We start from the raw sequence: 17,076 nt of genomic DNA, 5'->3' as shown, positions 1-17,076 counted from the left end.
ATCCACACTGCAGGAGTATGCGTAATGAGTTACAGTATGGCGACAAGCTCGCCCGCTTATCGTCGTGGCCTGCGGCCGCCCGGTTGCACTTATACTTGGAAAGTTTACAACTCAAGTTTATACTTTCCAAGTATAAGTGCAAAGTAAAAGCCAAGCAGTTAAATAGTTAACTGCTTGACTGTTAATTTATTTTGTCAAGGTATCGAGATCAAGGTTTAGCCGTAAAACGTTAACCCTAGGCTCTCCGAATATCCCCAATTGACGCGGAGTGGTGTCATGCCGCACCAGATTTTCAACAGTTTCAGCGGGCAGATTTCGTAATTTTGCTATTCTGGAAACTTGAATCATAGCTCCCTCTGGAGTTATATCGGGGTCTAAGCCACTGGCTGATGCAGTTACAAGATCAGATGGAACGGCTTGATTTGAGCTTAATCCATTTTGTTGACGAATAGTATTGGCACGTTCAGCGACACTGTTTAAAAAATCCTTGTTCGTTGGACCCAAATTAGACCCGCCGGATGCTGTTGCATCATAACCGTCTTTACCAGCGGCTGAAGGCCTGGGCTGGAAATACTTGAGATCAGTAAAATTCTGTCCAATTAATTGGGACCCAACCACTTGACCATTTTTGTAAGCAAGAGAACCATTCGCTTGATGGGGAAAGAACAACTGAGCAAGACCTGTTACAACTAAGGGATAAGCAATCCCTGTGAGAACGATCATAACAAGCAGCATGGCAAAACCTTTTGTAAATTGCTTTAGCATCTTAAGACTCCCTCCTCACGCCCAGCCTAAAGCAGAAATAATCAAATCTATAATTTTGATTCCGATAAATGGTACTATTAATCCGCCTAGTCCATAGAACAAAAGATTTTTTCTTAAGATAATGTTTGCTCCCAGCGGTTCGTACTTAACCCCACGTAAAGCAAGAGGAACTAAAGCTACGATAATTAAGGCGTTAAAGATTACCGCTGATAGGATAGCACTTTGGGGTGTAGCCAGGTGCATAATGTTTAATATCTTCAATTGCGGGTAAGTTGCAAAGAATAAGGCGGGTATAATGGCAAAGTATTTGGCCACATCATTGGCGATACTGAACGTTGTTAGAGAGCCTCTGGTCATTAATAGCTGTTTGCCAATCTCCACAACTTCAATGAGTTTTGTAGGGTTGCTGTCCAAGTCAACCATATTCCCTGCTTCCTTGGCAGCCTGAGTACCACTGTTCATAGCAACGCCTACGTCTGCTTGAGCAAGTGCCGGAGCATCATTTGTTCCATCCCCTGTCATGGCCACAAGATGTCCCTTATTTTGGTAATCTCTGATGAGTTTCAGCTTTGCTTCCGGGGTAGCCTCGGCTAAGAAATCATCAACCCCTGCCTCTGCTGCGATGGCAGCCGCTGTTAATGGATTGTCGCCCGTAATCATAACCGTTTTAATACCCATTTTACGGAGTTGAGCAAAACGTTCTCTAATGCCGCCTTTGACAACGTCTTTAAGATGAATAACCCCCAAGGCTTGAGCTCCTTCTGCGACAACTAAAGGTGTGCCCCCTTTTTTGGCAATATCCTCAACAGCAGTAATCACATCAGGGTGCATAATCCCGCCTTGTTCTCGGACATATTTTTCAATGGCATCCGTTGCCCCTTTGCGGATTTCTCGCCCTTCCAAGTTGACACCGCTCATTCTTGTTTGAGCACTAAACGGTATAAAGGTGGCTCCTAAATTGTTGATATCGCGTTCTCTTAGATTATATTTTTCTTTAGCTAAGATTACGATACTGCGTCCTTCAGGGGTTTCATCAGCAAGAGAAGAGATTTGGGCTGCATCGGCCAATTTTTCAGCCGGTACACCCGGCGCGGGAATAAATTCTGTTGCCATTCTGTTGCCCAAGGTAATTGTGCCCGTCTTATCGAGCAACAAAACATTGACATCTCCGGCAGCTTCCACTGCCCGGCCAGACATTGCCAAGACATTGCGTTTTAACAAACGGTCCATACCGGCAATCCCAATAGCACTGAGCAGTCCTCCAATGGTGGTGGGAATAAGGCAAACCAACAGAGCAGCAAGCACGGGGACTGCTACGATGGTGCCCGAATAAATAGCATAAGGTTCAAGGGTCGCAACCGCAAGCAAGAAGATGATTGTCAAACCTAAAAGTAAAATCGTTAAGGCAATTTCATTCGGAGTTTTTTGCCGTTTGGCACCTTCAACCAAATGAATCATCCGGTCGAGGAACGTTTCTCCAGGGTTTGCTGTAATTTTTACTTTGATCCAGTCCGATAAAACTTTCGTCCCGCCGGTTACAGAACTTCGATCACCACCAGATTCACGAATAACAGGGGCCGATTCTCCTGTAACGGCGCTTTCATCAACGGACGCAATACCTTCAATGACTTCACCGTCACCGGGGATAACATCCCCGGCTTCCACTAACACAACGTCATCTTTGCGTAAATCCGGGGCAGGGACATTGACTATCTTTTCTCCATCGAGCTTTTTAGCTAAGGTCTCACTCCTCGTTTTCCGCAAAGCTGAGGCTTGTGCTTTTCCTCGCCCCTCAGCGATGGCCTCAGAAAAGTTTGCAAAAATAACTGTAATCCATAACCAAATAGCAATTTGAGTATTAAACCCTAACGTCTTCGCATGCGTTAACAAATCTCTTAATACGAAATAGGTACTTAAGACAGCCACGATCTCTACCACAAACATCACTGGATTACGCCACATGATTGATGGGTTTAATTTTTTAAAAGCATCTTTTATGGCTTCCACAATCATTGCTGAGTTAATACTTCCGGAAGGATTTTTCTTTCCTTCATGGCTCACATTTTCTTGCATGTTATTGCCTCCAAGTTACAATAAAGATTATTTTCCGATCATAATTAAATGCTCAACAATAGGACCTAAAGCAAGTGCCGGGAAGAAGGTTAAGGCACTGACAATAATGACGATCCCGGCAAGTAACGCTCCAAAAAGAATTCCTGTTGTCTGGAACGTACCGGGTCCTTCAGGAACAGCCTTCTTTTTGACCATACCGCCTGCGATGGCCAGTACCGGAAGTATGATCCCAAAACGTCCGAGAAGAATAGCTATCCCCAGGGCAATGTTATAAAATGGTGTATTCGCATTTAAGCCTGCAAAAGCACTCCCGTTATTCGCACCAGCAGATGTAAACGCATAAAGAATTTCACTTAAGCCATGAGGACCGGAATTTAAAATTGACGAGGTCCCGGCTTTGGTAACGCTCGCCAGAGCACTTCCAATCAGAATCGTTACAGCCGGTACTAAGATCGCAATGGTTGCCATTTTTATTTCCCAAGATTCAATTTTTTTGCCCAAATACTCCGGGGTACGGCCAACCATTAAGCCCACAATAAAGACTGTCAGAATGACAAAAATAAGCATGCCGTAGAGTCCTGCACCGACTCCGCCAAAAACAACCTCCCCCAACATCATTTGTAACATTGGTATCATACCGCCCAGTGGCGTTAAACTATCATGCATCGCGTTAACTGCTCCGCAAGAAGCCGCCGTTGTAATTGTGGCAAAGAGCGCTGAATTCGCAATGCCGAAACGTACTTCTTTTCCTTCCATTGCTGATGGACCGCTGATTCCTAGGGCTGTCACATTGGGGTTGCCATAGATTTCACTGGAATAGGCAGCCCCCACAAAAATGAGGAATAATATAAGCATTGTGACAAAGATGACCCTTCCTTGCTTGGGATTACCTACCATCCGCCCGAAGGTAAAGGGTAAAGCAGCTGGAATAAGCAAAATAAAGAGCATTTCTAAAAAGTTGGTTATTGGAGTAGGGTTCTCGAAAGGATGAGTCGAGTTAGCATTGAAAAAGCCTCCGCCATTTGTTCCAAACATTTTAATGGCCTCTTGAGAAGCAACCGGGCCCATGGCCAGTGTTTGTTTTCCGCCATCAAGGGTTGTAAGGTGTAAATAGGTGCTGAAATTTTGTATGACACCTTGTTGAGTTAAAACAAGTGCCCCAATGATTGACAAGGGAAGTAAGACCCATAAGATACTGCGAGTTAGGTCTACCCAGAAGTTGCCGATGGTTGAAGCACTTTTTCGGGCTAACCCTCTTGTAAGAGCAACGACGACAACTATTCCTGTTGCGGCAGAAACAAAATTTTGTACGGTTAACCCGGCCATTTGCACTAAATAACTCATGGTTGATTCGCCGGCGTAGGCTTGCCAGTTTGTATTTGTTACAAAACTAGCTGCCGTGTTAAAAGCCAGGTCCGGGGAAACTGCACCAAAGCCTTGAGGATTGAGAGGCAGATACTTTTGTAATAGTTGAAGAAAAAATAGGACTATAAATCCGCAAAAGTTAAAGATAAGGAGTGCCCCGGCATATTGTTTCCACCCCGTTTCAGTCTGTTCATCGGTACCTGTTAAACGATATATTAGTCTTTCAAGTGGCCGAAATAGTGGGTCAGTCCAAGTTTTCTCTCCACTAAATACTCTGGCCATATATCTCCCCAAGGGAACCGCCAAAAATGTCAGAATGACAACATAAAGTAATATTTGTACAATATCCATCGTGCTCATCAAGTGATCCTCCATTTTATTAGTAATGAAGTACTTCCATTGGGTTTAAACTTCGCATAAAATCTAGATTTTTTCGGCATTAATTAGTGCGTAGCTCAAATAACCCAAAAGGCCTATCGTAACTATCCCACCCAATATTAGGTCTAACATCCGTAGCCCTCCTTTTCTGATAAACCATATGATAAGTTATTTTGCTATAAAAAAGGTGTAAATAATCGCTTCTTCAGCGTAAAAAAAACGTAAAAATTTTGCTAGTAATTCTGTTAATTACTTTTTGTCATCAAAATAAACCTTTGTTACAAAAGCTCTTTCAGTCAATTGATAAATTTGTACATCCTTTTTAATTTTATTTTGGGGGTCTGTACGTTGATATACTTTTTCCAGAAAATCTATCAGTTTTTCTGTGAGCATTTTCCTTCCGGTCATTAACCTAGCTCTTTCGAAAATGATAAACGAAAATGCCGCCAATAATCCTAAAACAATGCATAAAGCTAAATCATCTAACATTTCGCATCTCCTCTCAAGTAAACTTGACCGCAACTAGTGTCTTTGCATGTTGTACAAGACCTTTTATTAAATCGGCATAATCATACCTCTTAAATCCATAAAGTTTCTATTTAGGGTTAATAATTAGTTCGTAAATTCAAAGTAAAAATTCCGTAAAAGCAATAAACAGGAGGCCGAGCGGCCTCCTGTTTATTGCAGTGGAACTATTTAACAGTAAATTTATTGGAATCTATTTTATAACTGTTTAAAATCGCCTAATAAAAGTGTTGATAATTTTACAGGACCAGCTGATGCATCTTCTTCTATATGGAAGATCAGCATTTTGACTGCCAACCATGTCCTCGCACTCTTTTCAAACGTAACAATATTATTTAGATGATTCAGACTAAGGTTATTTACTTAAATTTAACTGTCGTCAAACTGTCATCGCTTTAATTAGAAATTCATCATAGTACTTCCGGTATTGGATCCTCCAATTCCGTTCATCATTGTCTTACCCGAACTAGCAGCACCACTTCCGCTCATCCTATTTCCTTGAGCTTGGCTCATAAATTGATTCATTTTGTTAAGATTATCTTGCCCTATTTGAGCCTTAACAGCTGGGTCTGAATTCATCAGACCTTGCATTGTACTAACATCTCCTGTTTCCATGGCTTTTTGCATTGCAGCTGAATTATGGAGATTTTGCATTCCTGATGAGTTCATTAAGGCCTGATGCTGAGCTGGGGTAAAGGTTTGCTGCATAAAATTTTGCATTTGGCCAAACCATCCATTGTCCTGTCCCTGAGCCGTCCCCGCCAAAGCAGGTAATGCCATAAGTCCTACAGCCAATGTTGCGGTTCCTACGATAGCTGTAATTTTCTTAGTTAATTTTTTCATGGTTTAATCCCCCTATAGTAAATCTTCGTTTGTTTCAACTGTTTTTCTTTTCTATGTTTCTAGTTTAGCTTTTGGATACGACTATCTCATGAAAAAGTTATGAATTTCTCGTGAATAACGGGCCCATTGGTGAAAAGTATTCATCATACCATTAACTGGCTATTGTGCAATTCTTACCGCTCAGTTTAGCCTTTGTAAGGCTTTATCGGAAACGGCAATAACGTCATGAATAGACCTTCCATCGTCCGGATCATTTCTGATGGCATTCCCAGCAGTAAAGCTTCACTCCAGCATATGTATGACATCTCTGACAAAACTGCTCTTCGTTAGAATGACACTTCAGACAGGTTTTTTCAAAACTAATCGTGTATTTCTGACCACGACTGTTAACATATATAGTGTTACCCTCTCGCACATACTCGTCTCGCCACTTATACAATAATTGCATATGATAGTCTTTCATATACTCTGTTGGCTCAACGCACTGCTTGACCGTCATTGCGTTAATAACCGGTGTATCTAGCGATGGAACAGGTGGAACATTTGCCTTCCCTAAACTAGCAAGAAATGGCGAAATGAGCAAGATTATAAATATCAATATTCCTAGGTAGATTTTTTTACTATAAATCATACTCAGTACTCCCTTTCAAGAACTCGACCTTTAATCTTACACTCTATCTTTCCGGAGGTCTTAGCCGATATTCGCTTCATTTTCGGATGCACTCCATTGATACATCGGTTTTCTCGATGACATGGCCAGATAAACCAAAAGGCTGCTGACAAGGAATATATGAATAAATAAAATACTGCCTACGTTCGTTGGGATAAAAGGTCTGAAAGTAACTAGGCCAATGCCTAATTCCTTCACACTCACTATGTCCACTCGCCAAAAATAGACCATAATAATTCCCGACAAAACACTCCCGAGAAGCAGAAATAAAGGGACATAGCTGAAAGACACAGAGGCATTCTTCGTAAATGAAGTATAAATACTGCGTAATATGATAACCGTTAAAGTCACCATAAACACGATGTCAGTAATATAAATTACATTGTGAGGAAAACCAATTGTAAGGAAACTATCTATAGTCTCCAAGCCTTGAATAAACGAGGGTACAGGATTTAGAAACAACCGCAAATGCCGTATTAAAATAATAAGCAGAGACCCAAAAAAGATGTAGACACCTGCCCAAAACCAGTTTGAAGACCCTGACTCTTCTTTCGATTCTTGCTTTTTCATTTTTACGTTTCCGAAGAATGAGCGGAAGAACAGTAATTCTAATAGTCTTCTTGCCGTCAACTTTTTAGTCCCCGGCGAATTTTCGGGATTATTTTGTTCTAATTTTAATAGGCGATTTATAAAGCCGATCGCGAAAATGATTAAAGCTAAGTAGGGTATACCGATTCCAAATACAGCATAAAGCTTAAGAACTCCTACCCCAAACCAAGCAATAAGAGTCAAAGCCAAAACAACCAATAATGAAGACAAAAATTTCATTTTATTAACGCCTCACTTGTTTTACAAACTCGATTAGCCCAATACTCAGGACTTACCTACCTTCTTTTTTTAAAACAAATAATCTTATCTTATCTTTTTTAGATTAAAGATAAGATAAGATTATTAAAGTTTGCCCTCAATCAGTTGTCCTATTCGTCTTAGTTTCCAAGTCCAAAACTTTGAATTTTGCCAAAGAAATCCCCTCATCATAATGTAAAAACCATGGATCATAATTTGTTATCCATGGTTTTTACATTATGTGATGTGGCTATATTATTAAGCTTAAAATTTCAGGCCTATTAATTTGACAAAAGCCGCTACATCTACTCTTTTCAATATTATCCTGCAGGAAGGGATTGATACTATAATGCCAAGCAAAGCACCCCTCTTGGGCAGAAATTTGCTTGCCTGCCGAAATAAGTTGTTGTTCATTCTGTTGGAGTGCAACTTAAATGGTTATCTGGATTATTAAGAAGAAAAGGCTCGATTAAAACTTCGTTGAAACTCGAAGAATTCGAGTTTATTCCATAATAAATTAACGAACGAAATATGATTTACATCGACAAAGCGTCACCTCAGGAGCTACCCCTTGCCTCTGAAAATTCTTTCTTTGAAAATTCCAGAAATTCGTGAGCTGCTTGTGGAAGATACCGATCCTTTTTCCATACCAATGCTAATTCTAAGCGTAATTGGGAATTAGAAAATGGACGGCTAGCTATGATTTCGGGATCAAGATCCTTACATATCTTGTTGGGTAATAGTGCTAAGCCAAGATTAGCTGCAACCATTTGGGTCATTAACTCTCGCTGTGAAGTTTCAAAAGCAATTTCCGGGTTAATTCCAACCTGTTTGCATCCATCTATAATAGAGTCATGGAGTTTATATTCGCTATTGTATAAAATTAGATTTTCGCCATAAAAATCCAAGTAATCGATACTCCTCTGTTGAGCTAGCCTATGTGTAGGATGCATAATAACGTTAAGCGGATCTTGTTCGAACCAAACCCACTCGTACTGATCATCATTATCTGGAGTAAATATCCCAATGTCCAGTAAGCCATTTTGAAGAGAGGCTTCAATCTTTTTGGGACCATATTCAAATAATTGAATTTGAATTTTAGGATATTTACTTTTAAAAGCGCCGAGCAAGTAAGAAAATGAGGTAACTGCAGTTATTGGTGGTAATCCAATAAGAATTTTCCCTGTATGAGTTTTAGTAAGACCCTCTAATTGGACATTAATATTCTTAAAAGAATCTATTATTTGTTGAGCCTGTTCGAGAACAATTTCCCCAGCATCAGTCAATCTAACATATTTAGAGTTACGATAAAATAAAGTTTTCCCCAATTCGGTCTCTAAGTCTTTTATTGCCCTGCTTATAGTAGGTTGAGAAGTATGAGTAATTTCAGCAACTTTACTGAAACTTTTGTGGCGTGAAACTTCAAGAAAATACTCTAAATGTCTTATTTCCACTTTTTGCGCCACCTTTCAGCGACAACTCACGATTTGCTTAACCTATTCTGATCAACTTTGAGTCATATGAATTTTCCATGAATAGTTTACCTTCTATGTGCATGGTTTTAGTAAAAAAATCTTCATTGTCTGTATTCTGCATAAAGAAAATTTATCTCCCCCCTCTATCATCTTTGTTCAAATTAGTATTTAGATATCGAATTTGAATATCAAATAACTAGCATTAAGAAGTACTTTAAATTTCACACTTGATCCCAAGCAAGATTCAGTGCTCTTTTAGCATTTGCAATGATCAAGTCCGGATCTTCCTCCCCATACGGCTTGACTTCAAGGCTTACGACAGGGCGATTTTTTTTGTTCAAATAGCCTATCGATAAGAGTACTTTGAGATAGGCTGCAATTTCTTCAACGTCATTTTCACTGTCAGGAAAACCAAACCTCGGATGTGTGTCACCATAGGCTGGACATAACTTATCTTTAATAACGGTATTGCCTATGTGAGCATGGATTATATAGTCCTTGACAGGAATAAGAGATTCTCCCACAGTTTCTCGAAGTTGAGGTAAATGGCTCAAATCAACCATTAAACCAAAATTATCGTATTCTTTACAAATTTCCTCTACATATCTTTTGGTTAACTCGACTGGACCGATAATTGAACATTTGTCAACGTCATAGTCAAAAACCTCTAGAGCGACTTTCATGTTCCCTTTAGATTTTGCATAAGTACACAATTCTTTGGTCGAATTAACTAACGTACGATAGGCTTCTTCTTTTTTCTCTATAGAATATTTACCACTTAGAAAAGCAAAATCAAGAGCTCCCATCTCATAAGCTTCGTCAATTCCCTCTTTCAAGTTAGATACTGCCAATAGGCGTTCTTCTTCATAGAGACTATTAATATTCTGCTTGGTGGTGAGCAATCTCGGCATACCCGCATAGGTGAGCTCCATATGCGATGTTTCAATAATTTTTTTAGCCTTTTTTCTGATTTCCAAATCTTTTATCCACGTTATCTCAACTACTTCAAAGTAGTCATCCAGGGCAAGTTTTTTCAACGTCTCTAAAATCGGTCCATTTCCATTTTCCGTATACGGGTATGCCATAAAATGGACTAATCCTACTTTCATATACTTTCGGATCGATTCATTCATGAAAAACAACCTCCACGAGATTCTTTAAGATCTATGTTTCTTCTGCTGAGGCCTCTACCAAAGCGAACCCAACTTTAATCCCTTTATGCTTAATAGGGCTTTAACATCACTGAATTGTTGGTAAAGAATACCTTCAAAAGCTGGAAAAACTTGAACTGTATTCCCTGCAAGCCATGAAGTTAGCATTATCTTTATTCTAATTAAACCAAATCGATTTCAATTAATTTATTTCAATTATTTTATTACAATTATTTATCCTCCTTAAATTATTTATTTTCTGCACGCTTCTATTTAAGATAATAAGCATCTTTTAAGTTACAGTAAAATATTTATATTGAATAAGGCGTATTCATTTTATGAATAGAAGTAAAAATATAATTTCCAAGCACCAACATGGTCCTGTTTATTATTTAAACAAATCAAACATCTATTTACTGTCCAAATACACTGTATTCTTAATAGATATTTTACTTATTTATAAAAGGAATCTACAATGAAGGCAGCACAAGCGCTTGTGAGATTCTATTATATGAGGGGGAATACGGTATGACAGTTATGAGATCAATGTTATATGTTCCTGGTAACGATAAGAATGCTTTGGATGAAGCTTTAACCTTTCATGCAGATGTTATCGTTTTAGATTTAGAAGATTTAGTTCCACCTGCAGAGAAAGCAAAGGCGCGCCAAATGGTTCGTGAAAATATAGGAATTCTTAGTTCAAGCAGTTCAGAAGCTTGGGTCCGTGTCAATAGCTGGGAAACCAATATGACCAACGATGATTTAGAGGCTGTTGTTTGTAAAGGACTCAATGGTATTAACCTTACAAAAGTTGGTTGTGCTTCTGATGTACAGCGTCTTGACTGGAGATTAGAAGAACTGGAACGCGATCGCGGCCTTGAAATTGGGAGTGTAAAAATTTGCCTGCTGATTGAAACTGCTCTAGGTATCGTAAAGGCATATGAATCTTGTGCTGCCAGTCCTCGTGTAGTCGCTGCTATTTTCGGAGCGGTTGATTATACTCGGGATATGGAAGTAAAGCTGACTTCAGAAGCTGTTGAGCAGCAATTTGCCCGGGGATATCTGGCTATAGCAGCCAAAGCAGCTCGCATACTAGCTATTGACGCACCATTTCTTTCCTATTTGGACATTCCTGCATACGAACGTAATGTTGCTGAAGGGCGTCAGATGGGGTACAAAGGCCGTATGATTGTTCATCCCAATTTAGTCAAACCTTCTAACCGTCTATACTCACCTGATCCATTAGATGTCGAATGGGCTAAAAATATCGTTAAAGTCTTTGAAGAAGAGGCTATTGCTAAGGGTAAAGCGGCTGTTTCATACAATAACAAGATGGTTGACACGCCAGTTTATCTTAATGCGGTGGATATTCTTAAAGCCCAAGCAGAGATCAATGAAAAATTAAGGTCCTAAAATAGTAGATACATCATTATGCAGTTGATAAATTTCCATAAAATTTAGATCTTCCCCTGAATATATGACTCGTCTGATTTTCGATATTTTACAGCCTACAACATACGGAAAGATGGTGTTGATAATGTCGTTGAGGGATGATGCTTTAAATCTTCACACTAGTAATCATGGAAAAATAGAACTGTCTATTAAGGTTCCCTGTCGTGATCAAAACGATTTAAGTCTTGCTTATTCTCCAGGAGTTGCTGAGCCTTGTCTGGAAATTGCAAGTAAGCCGGACTTGGTGAATGTATATACTAACAGAGCCAACTGCGTGGCTGTGGTGTCCAATGGAACGGCTGTTCTTGGACTAGGTGACATAGGTCCACGGGCTGCTATGCCTGTGATGGAAGGGAAATCCCTGCTATTTAAACATTTTGCAGGTGTAGATTCATTTCCAATCTGTATTAATACAAAAGATACGGATAAAATAGTAGAATTCGTTAAATTACTGGAGCCTACCTTTGGCGGTATCAACCTAGAAGATATCAAAGCCCCTGAGTGTTTTGAAATTGAAGAAAAACTAAAGCAAATATATGCAGGTCCTGTTTTCCATGATGATCAACACGGCACAGCAATTGTAACTTTGGCTGCTATAATAAACGCCTTGAAGATAGTCAGCAAAGATCTAAAAAACGTTACTATAGTTACAAGCGGTGCAGGTGCTGCCGGTATTGCTATAGTCAAACTATTAATGGATTGTGGCCTGCAAAACGTGATCATGTGCGATTCCAAAGGAGCAATTTATGAAGGACGTCCTGTTGGAATGAATAAATACAAAGAAGAAATCGCTAGGAAAACAAATCGCGCCATGATCAAAGGAAGTCTCGCAGATGCTCTGAAAGGGGCTGATGTTTTTATCGGAATCTCTGTGGGAAATACCGTGACTCCTGAGATGATTAAATCAATGGCAAAAGAGCCCATCATTTTTGCTCAGGCAAATCCTATCCCTGAAATTTGGCCGGAAGAAGCAATCAAAGCTGGCGCAGCGGTGGTTGGCACAGGCCGTTCAGACTTTCCAAATCAAATCAACAACATTCTAGCTTTTCCAGGCATTTTCCGTGGTGCTTTTGACTGTGAAGCAAGAGAGATTAATGGAGCAATGAAAATAGCGGCGGCGGAAGCAATTGCTTCTCTGGTCAGTCCCTCGGAACTTAGCGCTGACTATATAATCCCCAAAGCTTTTGATAATAGAGTTTCCCCTACAGTTGCGGCTGCTGTCGCAAAAGCAGCTATTGAGAGCGGCGTTGCTAATAAGAAAGTAGATCCTGAATTAGTAGCCCAAAGTTTACGCGACTTACTTGCTAAACATTGTTAATGATTTAACAATATTTTTCACTGTTAAACTAGAAGGATTTATTAAAGTGAATTGAGTTAAAGAAACAATCCGGACTAGGAAGAAAAAAGGCTGAAGACCCTTTTATACCAAGGGCTTCAGCCTTTTTAACGGAGTGATTTTTTATAGCTTAAATAATCCCCATATGAAGTAACCTAATAGATCTTTAGCAGAATTGAATCTCACTTTTTTTCTGGGAAGACACAATAATGGAAGTACGTTAAGTTCCCCCACCTTCAACATTATAAATGATTCTCCGGTCATCTGGAGAAAGGTAACTTTCTTACCCTGATCATTGTTATAAAAGTCTTGTCTTTCATTCTTTCCAAGAACTCTATACAATAATTCTTTATAGATTGGTAGGATTGATAATGTCTGTTATAAATACTAGCGGTCACTGAGACAGAAATTAATGCCAATATAATAAAAGGCCATAGTATCATTTTAAATTACAGGCTTAATGATATTGTAAATACTGAACCATGTCCCAATGTACTGTGAACAGAGATTTCCCATCCATGCTTCTCGATAATTGTTTTAACTATGGACAATCCAAGTCCAGCCCCGCCCTCTTTTCGCGAGCGTGATTTGTTCACACGATAAAACGGTTCAAAAATCTGTTCTAGCTCGTCTGCTGGAATTCCATTGCCTGTATCGGTTATGATAATTTGCCCAACTTTATCATCTGCCTTCGTTTCAATCAGTATTTTTCCTCAGCCTTTATTGTATTTCGCCGCATTTTCCACCAGATTGAAACAGGCTCGATAAAGTAAAACATGATTCCCATAAAAAACCGTTTTAAGACCACATTGAAGTTCCGTTTTAATTTGCTTATCATCAAACAGAGGACGAAGTTCACTTAAAATTGATTCAAACATGCCCTGCAGGTTAATGGGAACGGTCTCCAACTTTTCATTTTCATCATAAAGGGCCATTAGATCATCTACTACAGCCATGAGACGTTTTACATTCCTCTCTGTGGTTGCAGAGGTTAAATTTAATTCCAAATACGCTTTTAGTAATATTAATGTTAATATTACACATCTTTTTTAGCCAAATGCAAAAGCGACTATTACCGATTTTAGCAAGGTAAGACGCTTTTTGAAAACGTTCTTCAATAGAATAGGTCTTTTAACTTCACGGCTTCACTACGGGAGCAATTGGGACATCTAACTATTACAACATTTGAAAAATACCTTTATTGGTCAACTGATGAAAAGCTGGAGCAGTTTCAAAAATATAATCCATTGGATAATATGACTTTATAAATTTGGCCAAAATACATGTTGCAAAACCGTGCTCCGAAAAGCACGGTTCTTTCTTTAGTGATAAGAACAATAAAGCGTCGAAGAAATTTTATTACCACCACCAGGGGAAAAATCCAAAACCAAAGAAAGGCCAACCAAAGCCGAACCCCCATCCGCGGCCCCACCACATAGGAATCCCTCCTTTTATACTGTAGTTATTATTTATATTTTACTAATTAAGCTAGAAAATAACTCCTAAGGCAACTAAAATAAGAACTGCGATAAAAATAATGCCTACGCCTGTGCAGACAGGAACAACTGGCAAAGGTCTACAACAGGTTGTAACAGGTCCGATGTGTGGTGGTGCACCCACCGGGGAAATATTGGGGTAATGACCTACTCCGTATCCGAACATAGTATATCCTCCTTTGCAAAAATATGATTATAGATTAAAATACAATGCCCATAACTATAAGCAGAAGAATGATAACAACTACAATTCCAATACCCAGTATGAAGTTAGGGACACAAACATCTACACCTGCTCCTCCGAATGCTTATTACATATCCTCCCTTACCTTAATAGTATTTTTCCATCTTGATCTATGTAATACATAATATGGTAATCTAGAAGACATGTTACTAGCTTTAACGCTCGGAGTTCAAAAAATGATATATTAAGACACAATAAAAAGCGATAAAAACCTATCCACTTTGAAAGAGCAAAAGCATAGCGATTAATTTTTCTTTCTTTCATCTCAATTTTTTTCTAACGTAGGGAAATCGTACTATGAACGGAGTACCAACTGAGCCAGTATAATTTGCCAGAGAAAAGTCCGGTTCATTACGTTCGATTTCCAAGCAAGATTACAGAGAGTAAATAAATATTACATTACTTGTTCTAAAAAAAGACACTTTAAAAGTTACCATATTGTTCCATGCGCTAATGCTTGTGCATAATATGTACTATCTCTTAATAAAGGAGGAAATGCACATGGCATTCGGTGGTGTAGATGGAGCTGCTGGTGGCTTCGGATGGGGAGCTGGTATTGGTATTGTCGTAGTAATTATTCTTCTGCTTATTGCAATGGGTATCGTATTTTAATTAAGGAAGGAGGAAAATTGATGTACGGAATGGGTTATGGTATGGGTATGGGTATGGGCTATGGCATGGGTTACGGCGGATCAGGTTATGGTATGGGTGGCTCATGCTTAGGTGCAGGCATTATTGCCATTGCTATTTTGATTCTTATTGCACTTGGCGTAATCTTCTAGAAAAATCAGATATTAAACGGGGTCTTCTACGACCCCGTAACATCTTACTAAAGATCAATATATTTTTAATGCCATAAAAACTTAATTCTAATGAAGCTGAAATATCTCCAATAATATTCCAAAAATCAAGTATCGCGTTACAGTCGATTGATTAAGCCAGAAAGATAGTATAACTGCAGATAAGTTAACCGATAATACAGGTTTCTTCCGTCAGTCATTAAAGTTTGTTGTATTCTTCATCATTTACAGCTTCCAGCCATTCGTTGGAAGCTCCCTCTGCCGGAACTTCGACGGCCAGATGGGAAAACCAGATGTCCTTTGCCGCCCCGTGCCAGTGTTTTACCTCAGGAAGTATGTTTACCACATCGCCTGGATTCAGTTCCCGAACTGGTTCGCCCCACGCCTGATACCAGCCTTTACCGCCGGTTACAAGGAGAATTTGTCCGCCTTTATGATGAATGTGCCAGTTGTTCCGGCATCCAGGTTCAAAGGTGACATTCGCAATCGGGCCGCCTTTGTCAGTCAGCGGCTGTAAATATGCCTGCCCGATAAAAAATTTACTGAACATTTCCGGCAGTTCGTTCCCCATTGGGAATACACTAGGATTTTCTTGCTTGTTCATTAGAATCAACTCCTCAAATTCTGTTATTTAACTTATGCCGTTGCTTCATTGATATAGGGCAACGGCGTGTGAAGTCAGTTGTAGTTCAGAGCCACCCTGCGCGAATTAGCTGCAATTGATGCGGTTTCAAACATTGAGACAACGCTTAATACAATCAGTCTTCCAAGACTTCCATTTTCGAAGCCAAAAGGCGCTCCAATGTTTAGAATTCTTTTAATCATGCTTCCCATAATCACTCTCCAATCATTAGTAGACAAAGGTAAATTGCCATATTCTCTTATAATTTATTAATTATACTTGCGCTATAAGCTGCGCCAAAGCCGTTATCAATATTAACGACTGTAATGCCACTTGCACAACTATTCAGCATAGATAACAAAGCCGCAAGACCACCAAAGTTTGCCCCATAACCAACACTCGTAGGGACGGCAATGACGGGTTTATCTACTAGTCCTCCGATAACGCTGGCAAGGGCTCCTTCCATGCCTGCAACTACAATAACTACCTTTGCCCCTCGAATAATGTCTATCTTAGAGAAAAGTCTATGAATGCCAGCAACTCCCACATCCATAATCTTTTCCACACGATTGCCCAGAAGGATTGCTGTTTCTGCCGCTTCCTCCACTACGGGCATATCAGAAGTTCCTGCTGCCACAATGGCAATATAACTATCGGTGAGCACTTCTTCACGCATTCTGAAGGTGATTGTCCTTCCTAGAGGGTTATATTTGGCCTCTGGACAGACAGCTTTTACTGCTTCATACATCTTCTCGTTAGCCCGGGTTGCTAATATATTATTTTCCTTAGTCAGCATGAATTCGATGATATTTTTTACTTGTTCGACTGTTTTACCTTCGCAATAGATGACTTCAGGATATCCTACCCTTAGTTCCCGGTGATTATCTATTTTAGCAAACCCCAAGTCCTTATAAGGTAAATCTTCGATTTTTTCCAAGGCTGCTTCGACTTCTATTTCGCCGTTCTTCACATCTAGCAGCAGTTTTTTTATATCGGCCTTATTCATTATTTCCTCCTTGGAATTTCAGAGTGACT

17 protein-coding genes are annotated in these 17,076 nt (G+C 39.5%); 3 read left to right on the top strand and 14 right to left on the bottom strand.

Annotated elements, in window-relative coordinates; all coding sequences use genetic code 11:
* Positions 1 to 186: 186 nt before the first annotated feature.
* The 9 genes from kdpC to B5Y67_RS11950 form a co-directional block, all read right to left on the bottom strand.
* Positions 187 to 765, bottom strand: coding sequence for a potassium-transporting ATPase subunit KdpC (kdpC, locus tag B5Y67_RS11995; RefSeq protein ID WP_088226666.1), 579 nt, complete (start codon positions 763 to 765; stop codon positions 187 to 189).
* Between the two features lie 15 nt (positions 766 to 780).
* A complete protein-coding gene (gene kdpB / locus B5Y67_RS11990; protein ID WP_088226665.1) occupies positions 781 to 2,838 on the bottom strand; it encodes a potassium-transporting ATPase subunit KdpB in 2,058 nt (685 codons plus the stop codon).
* A gap of 27 nt (positions 2,839 to 2,865) precedes the next feature.
* A complete protein-coding gene (kdpA, locus tag B5Y67_RS11985) occupies positions 2,866 to 4,563 on the bottom strand; it encodes a potassium-transporting ATPase subunit KdpA (RefSeq protein ID WP_088226664.1) in 1,698 nt (565 codons plus the stop codon).
* Between the two features lie 267 nt (positions 4,564 to 4,830).
* Complete coding sequence (locus B5Y67_RS11975) at positions 4,831 to 5,070, bottom strand: hypothetical protein (protein ID WP_088226662.1); 240 nt, start codon at positions 5,068 to 5,070, stop codon at positions 4,831 to 4,833.
* A gap of 435 nt (positions 5,071 to 5,505) precedes the next feature.
* Positions 5,506 to 5,949 carry a hypothetical protein gene (locus B5Y67_RS11970; protein WP_088226661.1) on the bottom strand — a complete coding sequence of 148 codons (444 nt, stop codon included), beginning with the start codon at positions 5,947 to 5,949 and terminating at the stop codon, positions 5,506 to 5,508.
* A 250-nt stretch (positions 5,950 to 6,199) separates the two neighbouring features.
* A complete protein-coding gene (gene dsrJ, locus B5Y67_RS11965) occupies positions 6,200 to 6,580 on the bottom strand; it encodes a sulfate reduction electron transfer complex DsrMKJOP subunit DsrJ (RefSeq protein WP_088226660.1) in 381 nt (126 codons plus the stop codon).
* 60 nt (positions 6,581 to 6,640) lie between these two features.
* Complete coding sequence (locus B5Y67_RS11960; RefSeq protein WP_088226659.1) at positions 6,641 to 7,447, bottom strand: menaquinol oxidoreductase; 807 nt, start codon at positions 7,445 to 7,447, stop codon at positions 6,641 to 6,643.
* 575 nt (positions 7,448 to 8,022) lie between these two features.
* Positions 8,023 to 8,919: a LysR family transcriptional regulator gene (locus B5Y67_RS11955; protein WP_088226658.1), complete on the bottom strand. Its 897-nt coding sequence runs from the start codon at positions 8,917 to 8,919 to the stop codon at positions 8,023 to 8,025.
* Positions 8,920 to 9,161: 242 nt separating this feature from the next.
* A complete protein-coding gene (locus B5Y67_RS11950; protein ID WP_088226657.1) occupies positions 9,162 to 10,073 on the bottom strand; it encodes a TIM barrel protein in 912 nt (303 codons plus the stop codon).
* A gap of 546 nt (positions 10,074 to 10,619) precedes the next feature.
* On the opposite strand from B5Y67_RS11950, the gene B5Y67_RS11945 reads away from it, so the two are divergent.
* Positions 10,620 to 11,504 carry a CoA ester lyase gene (locus B5Y67_RS11945; protein WP_088226656.1) on the top strand — a complete coding sequence of 295 codons (885 nt, stop codon included), beginning with the start codon at positions 10,620 to 10,622 and terminating at the stop codon, positions 11,502 to 11,504.
* A 124-nt stretch (positions 11,505 to 11,628) separates the two neighbouring features.
* Positions 11,629 to 12,861 carry a malic enzyme-like NAD(P)-binding protein gene (locus tag B5Y67_RS11940; RefSeq protein WP_088226655.1) on the top strand — a complete coding sequence of 411 codons (1,233 nt, stop codon included), beginning with the start codon at positions 11,629 to 11,631 and terminating at the stop codon, positions 12,859 to 12,861.
* Between the two features lie 731 nt (positions 12,862 to 13,592).
* On the opposite strand, the gene B5Y67_RS11930 is transcribed toward B5Y67_RS11940, so the two are convergent.
* On the bottom strand, positions 13,593 to 13,835 hold the full coding sequence (locus B5Y67_RS11930) for a HAMP domain-containing histidine kinase (RefSeq protein WP_088226653.1): 243 nt from the start codon (positions 13,833 to 13,835) through the stop codon (positions 13,593 to 13,595).
* A gap of 532 nt (positions 13,836 to 14,367) precedes the next feature.
* A complete protein-coding gene (locus B5Y67_RS25360; protein WP_170932680.1) occupies positions 14,368 to 14,541 on the bottom strand; it encodes a hypothetical protein in 174 nt (57 codons plus the stop codon).
* Positions 14,542 to 15,251: 710 nt separating this feature from the next.
* On the opposite strand from B5Y67_RS25360, the gene B5Y67_RS25355 reads away from it, so the two are divergent.
* The gene (locus B5Y67_RS25355) at positions 15,252 to 15,401 is read left to right on the top strand and encodes a hypothetical protein (protein WP_170932679.1); all 150 of its coding nucleotides are present in this window, start codon (positions 15,252 to 15,254) and stop codon (positions 15,399 to 15,401) included.
* Between the two features lie 217 nt (positions 15,402 to 15,618).
* On the opposite strand, the gene B5Y67_RS11920 is transcribed toward B5Y67_RS25355, so the two are convergent.
* The 3 genes from B5Y67_RS11920 to larB form a co-directional block, all read right to left on the bottom strand.
* Positions 15,619 to 16,023 carry a cupin domain-containing protein gene (locus B5Y67_RS11920; protein WP_088226651.1) on the bottom strand — a complete coding sequence of 135 codons (405 nt, stop codon included), beginning with the start codon at positions 16,021 to 16,023 and terminating at the stop codon, positions 15,619 to 15,621.
* Positions 16,024 to 16,097: 74 nt separating this feature from the next.
* Positions 16,098 to 16,253 (bottom strand): hypothetical protein, encoded by a 156-nt coding sequence (locus B5Y67_RS25350; protein WP_170932671.1) that lies wholly within the window; start codon positions 16,251 to 16,253, stop codon positions 16,098 to 16,100.
* A gap of 47 nt (positions 16,254 to 16,300) precedes the next feature.
* Positions 16,301 to 17,047 (bottom strand): nickel pincer cofactor biosynthesis protein LarB, encoded by a 747-nt coding sequence (gene larB, locus B5Y67_RS11915; RefSeq protein WP_088226650.1) that lies wholly within the window; start codon positions 17,045 to 17,047, stop codon positions 16,301 to 16,303.
* Positions 17,048 to 17,076: the final 29 nt, after the last annotated feature.

It is taken from the genome of Desulfosporosinus sp. FKB (genome assembly GCF_002196705.1).
In the GTDB taxonomy this organism is placed as follows: domain Bacteria; phylum Bacillota; class Desulfitobacteriia; order Desulfitobacteriales; family Desulfitobacteriaceae; genus Desulfosporosinus.
Note: the sequence above shows the minus strand (reverse complement) of the source record. Positions and strands in the feature narration are given on the sequence as shown.